The sequence below is a fragment of the Lysinibacillus sp. VIII_CA genome (assembly GCF_049943995.1).
GTDB lineage: Bacteria > Bacillota > Bacilli > Bacillales_A > Planococcaceae > Lysinibacillus > Lysinibacillus pinottii.
In genome coordinates this window covers 1-5,697 of record NZ_JBNFXM010000041.1, presented here as the reverse complement: position 1 = coordinate 5,697, position 5,697 = coordinate 1, and the positions used below count along the sequence as shown (strand labels likewise).

Below are 5,697 nucleotides of genomic sequence, written 5' to 3'. Positions count from 1 at the left end.
CAACTACCATCGGCGCTAAAGAGCTTAACTTCCGTGTTCGGTATGGGAACGGGTGTGACCTCTTTGCCATCATCACTAGACTGTTTTATTATGTATCTTGTTTTGAAGTTGTTTACCTGTCCTTCAAGACAAGAATTATTGTATAACGTTTTCTCATATTGTGCAATACTTTTTTATAAAAAAAAGAAATTATTACTTTTAAAAGATATTTTTGTTAAGTAAGAGAAAATATTGCCCTGCAAAATATTATAGCAATAGTTGTTTCAAAAGAAAACAATTATTTTTCATCTATATATTTTCAGCTTATTATCTAACTTAAAACTTGCTACTAAATAGTAGCAAGTTCCCTAGTCAATCTATCAATTTCTTTAAATGTTGTTGAATCTCCGAAAGATATTCTAAAGAATCGGCGAGCCGCTTCGATTGAATAATTCATCGATAAAATGGCTTTTGTTCCGGATTCGCTATGAATATCACACGCACTTCCTGTTGATATACTAATCCCTGCCTCGTTTAATTTTAATAATACATACTGCCCCTCCACTTTACTCATCATAACACCACAAATATTCGGCAATTGCTGCTTACACTCTATTAGTTGGCCTGTTTTAGGTAGGCGACTTTTAAAATATCTTCTTAATTCCTCGTAATGCTGTCTTTCATAATTATTATTTTCAACCGCTGCTGCAAAGGAAACAATTGAAGGTGTATCTAAAGTCCCCCCTCTTAGTCCTCTCTCATGAGTTACGCCTGGCGTTAGTGCTGGAACACGGATTGCAGGGTTTATATAAACTGCACCACATCCTTTAGGTCCTCCTATTTTATGTGCAGAGATTGTCATGGCGTCTCCCCCTCTTGGTATAGTTAATTTTCCAAAGGATTGCACACAATCTATATGACAGTAAACAGCGGATTCTTTGGCTGCCTCAATTATTTTTTCCACAGGTTGAATAGAGCCAATTTCTGAATTTACATGTTGAATAGAAATTAATGCTGTATCTTTGCGAATAGCATGTAGAAGTTGCTCTGAGTCAATACAGCCATCCTTTTGCAACGGTAATTTTGTCACTTCAAAGCCCATTTTCTCCAATGTATTCATGGCCGCATGTACAGACGTATGTTCAGCTTGTGATGAAATAATATGCCTCCCTTTTTTAGAGGCTAATGCTAATGACAAAATGGCCATAATATTTCCTTCTGTTCCACTTCCAGTAAAGATAACACCATCACTATTGACACCGAGCTCATGGGCTATAATCTCTCTTGACTGCTGGATAAAATAATGAGCTTGCCCTCCTAAATCATGGAGGCTTGAGCTATTTCCATAATAACGCTGTGCCACCTCTACATATGCTTCAAGCGCTTTTTTCGTCATTGGTGATGTTGCTGCGTAATCCATGTAGATCATCGTATTCTTCCTCTCTCGTTCAACAGGTCTTGTTTTCTTTTTTATTTTATGTAAAGATAATTGTCAAGACAACTGTAAAGAAGGTATAACTATGGATGTAAAGACAGACGTCCTGATAATTGGCAGTGGTATTGCAGCACTTCAGGCTGCTCTATTGCTTGAAGAACATTTTAAAATACAAATAGTTACAAAATCATCCGTCCATACAAGTAGTTCTTATCGTGCCCAGGGTGGCATTGCTGCTGTGATAAGTGAGGAGGACCATATTGATTGCCATGTTGCGGATACATTGAAGGCTGGAGAGTTTCATCATGAAAGTAGACATGTTCAAACACTCATAGAAGAAGGCACAAAAATAATGCGCAATTACCTTAAAGCTGGTTTTCCTATTGATCGGCATAACAATGGAGCTCCTGCTCTAGGTCTAGAGGGTGCACATAGTCATCATCGTATTCTACATGCAGGTGGTGATCGTACTGGTCAAATTTTCATAGATTACTTGCTTCATAAACTTTCACCTAACACGAAGATAAATTGCTATGAAATGGCCTATGAGCTTTTACTGAATAAAAATGGTGACTGTATAGGTGTACTCACAAAAGGAAGAGAAGGCACTAAACGCTACTTTGCTCATCATGTTATTTTAGCGACAGGTGGTGCTGGAGCACTTTATTCAAGTACATCTAATGATCCAACAAATACTGGTGATGGTATTGCTTTAGCCTTTCGAGCAGGCGCTGCAATTAGTGATATGGAATTTATACAGTTTCATCCAAGCCTACTTTGGTGTGAAAATGAGGCAAAAGGATTGATTTCTGAAGCAGTACGTGGTGCTGGCGGTATCTTTGTCGATGCACAACGTCGTCCAATTATGAAGGGCATACATGCACAACTAGACTTAGCACCAAGACATATTACAGCGCTCGCATTATTTAAGAAACGGGCTGCTGGTGAGGAAACATTCCTTGATATTTCCTCTATCCAAAATTTTGATGTTAAATTTCCATCAATCACACAGCTTTGCCGTAATAACCATGTTGACTTACAAGAAGGCCTGATTCCCGTTTCACCAGGAAGTCATTTTTTAATGGGCGGTATTATTGCTGATGACAAAGGAAGGACCACTATAGCCAACTTGTATGCTATCGGCGAAGTGGCCTGTACGGGGGTCCATGGCGCTAATCGTTTAGCCAGTAACTCCCTATTGGAAGGAATTACTTTTGGTCAAAGAATGGCATATTTCATTATTCAACAAGGCTGTAGCCAAAAAGATTTCTTACTTGCTAACGATAAAAATGTCGATTCAATGCCGTTATTATTTAGCAAACAACAATTACAACAACACATGATGCAGTACTTAGGCATCGTTAGAAACGGTGACGACTTGCAATATTCCCTCCAGCAATTACCCTCTATACACGCACTTCTCCATGCAAATTTAAAGGGTTTGCAACAGATTGAGCTGGAACTGTATATGATGCATGTTGTCGCCACACTAATAACCCATGCAGCCATTACAAGAACTGAAACACGTGGAGCACACATTCGTAGCGATAACCCCAAAATGGAAGCACAATGGGCAAATCGATGGATAATTTTTTCGCAAGGACAAATGAAAGTGAGGAATTCATTGTATGAATATCATCAAACTCGAGGAAATGCTCAAGCAATTTTTTAATGAGGATATAGGTGATGGGGATTTATCGAGTGAATATATTTTTTCTCCTAAACAGCAAGGAACCTTTTCATTTTATGCCAAAGAAAGTGGCATTTTTTGTGGGGCATCTATTATTGAGCACGGCTTCCTCTTATTAGATCGGTCTATAGAAGTCAACCTTCCTAAAAAAGATGGAGAATCCATAGAGGTTGGTGATGTCATTGCCATTATAGATGGTCCCTTACAAAAATTACTAATGGGAGAACGTGTGATTTTAAATCTTATACAACGTATGTCTGCGATAGCTACGGCTGCTCACCTAGCCGTCCAGGAAATTGCAGGAACGAACACAAAAATATGTGATACGCGTAAAACAATACCGGGTTTGCGTATGCTTGATAAATATGCTGTTAGAACTGGTGGTGCTTTTAACCATCGCAATGGTCTATATGATGCAATCATGCTAAAGGATAATCATATTGCTTTTGCTGGTAGCATCACAAAAGCCATTCAGGCTGCTAGAGAGAAAGTTGGTCATACCGTTAAAATTGAAGTAGAAATTGAAACGAAAAAACAGCTAGATGAAGCCATTTTAGCTGGAGCAGATATTATAATGTTTGATAATCGAAGTCCTGAGGAAATACGTGCATGGCTGCCTGCTGTTCCTTCTTCTATAACGACTGAAGCATCAGGAGGCATTACACTTGAAAATATAAGGGCCTATGCTCAAGCCGGTGTACAATGGATTTCACTTGGTACTCTAACCCATTCAGTCAAAGCCTTTGACATTAGCGCCCTCGTCCAAATGAAAGGAGGCCATTCCATTGTCCATCACTAGCTTATTACAACAGACGACGTTACTTCCTGAGCATTATCGTGCATTATCGATAACGGAAATGGAATCACGTATTTTATCAATCAAAAAAAAATTAGGATCCAAGCTTTTTATTCCGGGACATCACTATCAAAAAGATGAAGTTATACAATTTGCTGATGCAACAGGAGATTCCCTACAGCTGGCTCAGTTATCTGCCGCAAACAAAGAGGCAGAGCACATTGTATTTTGTGGCGTGCATTTTATGGCTGAAACTGCTGATATGCTAACATCAAAACGGCAACATGTATATTTACCAGATATGCGTGCAGGTTGTTCGATGGCTGATATGGCAGATATCTATCAAACTGAACAAGCATGGCCAATTTTGCAGCAGCTCTTTGGCGATACGATCACCCCACTTACCTATGTTAATTCAACAGCAGCTATTAAAGCCTTTACAGGAAGACATGGTGGTGCTTGTGTAACATCATCTAATGCTAAGGAGCTTGTTCAGTGGGCATTTACACAAAAACAGCGTATCTTCTTTTTACCTGACCAACATTTAGGAAGAAATACTGCTTATGACTTAGGTGTTCCGCTCGAAAATATGGCGGTTTGGAATCCACATAAGAATATACTTGAGACTAAACAACCTATTGAAAACATCCAAGTTATTCTATGGAAGGGGCATTGCTCTGTGCATGAAGGGTTTACAGTTCAACATACGGAGACTGTTCGTAAGGAATATCCATCCATGAGAATTATTGTTCATCCTGAATGTAGTCGAGAGGTTGTAGACGCGGCTGATGATGCTGGCTCAACTAAGTACATTATTGATACAATTAATCAAGCACCTAGTGGGTCTGCATGGGCAATAGGGACAGAAATGAATCTGGTCAATCGTATTATAAAGCAGCATCCAGATAAGCAAATTATCTCTTTAAATGAAAACTTTTGTCCTTGCTTAACGATGAATCGCATTGATCTTCCCCATTTGCTGTGGTGCCTTGAAAGTATTGATCACGGTCAACCGCATAACCGTATACAAGTTGATGATCATACTAGCAAGGAAGCTCTTAGTTCGCTGGAAAGAATGTTAGCAAGAAGATAAATCAGGATATTAAAGCAGAGATGTTGATGTTGTAAAATAACAATATTTCTGCTTTTTACTTGTATAGAATTAAGTATCCAGGTTACCTCCTGAAATTGACAGCAATTTATTCTTTATGATAATGTCGATTTGGAGGTGATAAGAAATGTCTTTTCAATCAAAAAATATTTTCATTAATTTACCAGTAAAAAATTTAAACAAATCCACGTCGTTTTTTCAGAAGTTAGGTTTTGAGTTCAATCAACAATTCAGTGACGAAACGACTGCCTCAATGATTATTAGTGAGAATATTTTTGCTTTACTAATGGTCGAAGATCGTTTCAAAGGATTTACTAACAAGAAAATTACGGATACTACTGTTTCTGCAGAAGCAATTTTATGTCTATCTGCAGATAATCGCGAGCAAGTAGATCAGCTAGTAAATAAGGCACTTGTCTCCGGGGGAAAACCTTATAGTGATCCACAAGATCATGGATTTATGTATGGCTGGGGTTTTCAAGATTTAGATGGACATATTTGGGAAGTAGTTTATATGGATGAACATGCAATGAATCAAGAGTAAATCGATTATCTAACATTATTTTTCTATAAAAAAACAGTAGACGCTAGTGCATCTACTGTTTTTTATATGACCCGTACGGGATTCGAACCCGTGTTACCGCCGTGAAAGGGCGGTGTCTTAACCACTTGACCAACGGGCCGAT

5 protein-coding genes, 1 tRNA gene and 1 rRNA gene are annotated in these 5,697 nt (G+C 38.5%); 4 read left to right on the top strand and 3 right to left on the bottom strand.

Going from position 1 to position 5,697, the window contains the following annotated elements:
- Both rrf and ACP3VS_RS23825 read right to left on the bottom strand, forming a co-directional pair.
- A 5S ribosomal RNA gene (rrf, locus tag ACP3VS_RS23830) occupies window positions 1-80 on the bottom strand; the annotation flags it as partial.
- A 248-nt stretch (window positions 81-328) separates the two neighbouring features.
- Complete coding sequence (locus ACP3VS_RS23825; RefSeq protein WP_012295775.1) at window positions 329-1,399, bottom strand: cysteine desulfurase family protein; 1,071 nt, start codon at window positions 1,397-1,399, stop codon at window positions 329-331.
- A 100-nt stretch (window positions 1,400-1,499) separates the two neighbouring features.
- Here ACP3VS_RS23825 and nadB point away from each other — a divergent pair, with 100 nt between their 5' ends.
- The 4 genes from nadB to ACP3VS_RS23805 all read left to right on the top strand — a co-directional run bounded on the left by nadB (window position 1,500) and on the right by ACP3VS_RS23805 (window position 5,555).
- Complete coding sequence (gene nadB / locus ACP3VS_RS23820) at window positions 1,500-3,086, top strand: L-aspartate oxidase (protein ID WP_012295776.1); 1,587 nt, start codon at window positions 1,500-1,502, stop codon at window positions 3,084-3,086.
- On the top strand, window positions 3,043-3,903 hold the full coding sequence (gene nadC / locus ACP3VS_RS23815) for a carboxylating nicotinate-nucleotide diphosphorylase (RefSeq protein ID WP_012295777.1): 861 nt from the start codon (window positions 3,043-3,045) through the stop codon (window positions 3,901-3,903). Before nadB ends, nadC begins: the two co-directional genes overlap by 44 nt.
- A complete protein-coding gene (gene nadA, locus ACP3VS_RS23810) occupies window positions 3,890-4,993 on the top strand; it encodes a quinolinate synthase NadA (protein ID WP_012295778.1) in 1,104 nt (367 codons plus the stop codon). The genes nadC and nadA overlap by 14 nt, the downstream gene beginning before the upstream one ends.
- Window positions 4,994-5,138: 145 nt before the next feature.
- Window positions 5,139-5,555 (top strand): VOC family protein, encoded by a 417-nt coding sequence (locus ACP3VS_RS23805; protein ID WP_426390212.1) that lies wholly within the window; start codon window positions 5,139-5,141, stop codon window positions 5,553-5,555.
- A 67-nt stretch (window positions 5,556-5,622) separates the two neighbouring features.
- On the opposite strand, the gene ACP3VS_RS23800 is transcribed toward ACP3VS_RS23805, so the two are convergent.
- Window positions 5,623-5,694: transfer RNA gene (locus ACP3VS_RS23800), tRNA-Glu, on the bottom strand.
- Between the last annotated feature and the right edge of the window lie 3 nt (window positions 5,695-5,697).